1 protein-coding gene is annotated in these 680 nt (G+C 31.9%); it reads right to left on the bottom strand.

The window, feature by feature from the left end; all coding sequences use genetic code 11:
* Positions 1-149: 149 nt before the first annotated feature.
* Positions 150-680, bottom strand: a 531-nt coding sequence (locus FUA24_RS23555) for a thioredoxin family protein (RefSeq protein WP_148545777.1), incomplete at its 5' end; no start/stop codon positions are given.

The following is a 680-nucleotide window of genomic DNA, read 5'->3' as shown; positions in this document are numbered from 1 at the left end:
AAATAAATATCATACTGTTTTGGGTGTACTTACATTGCCTAATGAAGCCAGTGTTAAATTACATGAAAAATTTGGTTTTAAAAAAGTAGCACATTTAAAGCAAGTGGGTTTCAAATTTGATCAGTGGCAAGATGTAGGCATGTACCAACTTATACTTTCCACTTAATATTACAACCAATACTTGGTTTTTGTACTTTGGTGTTTTCGGTATTTTTAAGCATACAATCTAAAGCATGTTTTAAATCAGTTCCTGTTACAGGAATGTTGTTTCTAGGCCTAGAATCATCTAATTGACCTCTGTAAACTAATGAATTTTCAGCATTGAAAACATAAAAATCTGGTGTGCAAGCAGCATCATAAGCTTTAGCAACTGTTTGTGTTTCATCATATAAATAAGGAAACGGATAGCCTTCATTTTTGGCATGCATAGCCATTTTTTCAGGACTATCTTGCGGATAGTTAATAACATCGTTACTTGAAATAGCTACAAAACCAATACCTTTTTCTAAATAATTATTAGCAATATTAATAATGGTAGCATTTACATGAATAACAAAAGGGCAGTGGTTGCAAATAAACATAACAACAGTGCCTTTTTCACCTTTTACATCATTAAAAGTTAGTAATGCGTTTGAAACTGTATCTAACATTGAAAAACTTGGAGCTTTTGTACCTAGCGG

The sequence above is a fragment of the Seonamhaeicola marinus genome (assembly GCF_008085455.1).
Note: the sequence above shows the minus strand (reverse complement) of the source record. Positions and strands in the feature narration are given on the sequence as shown.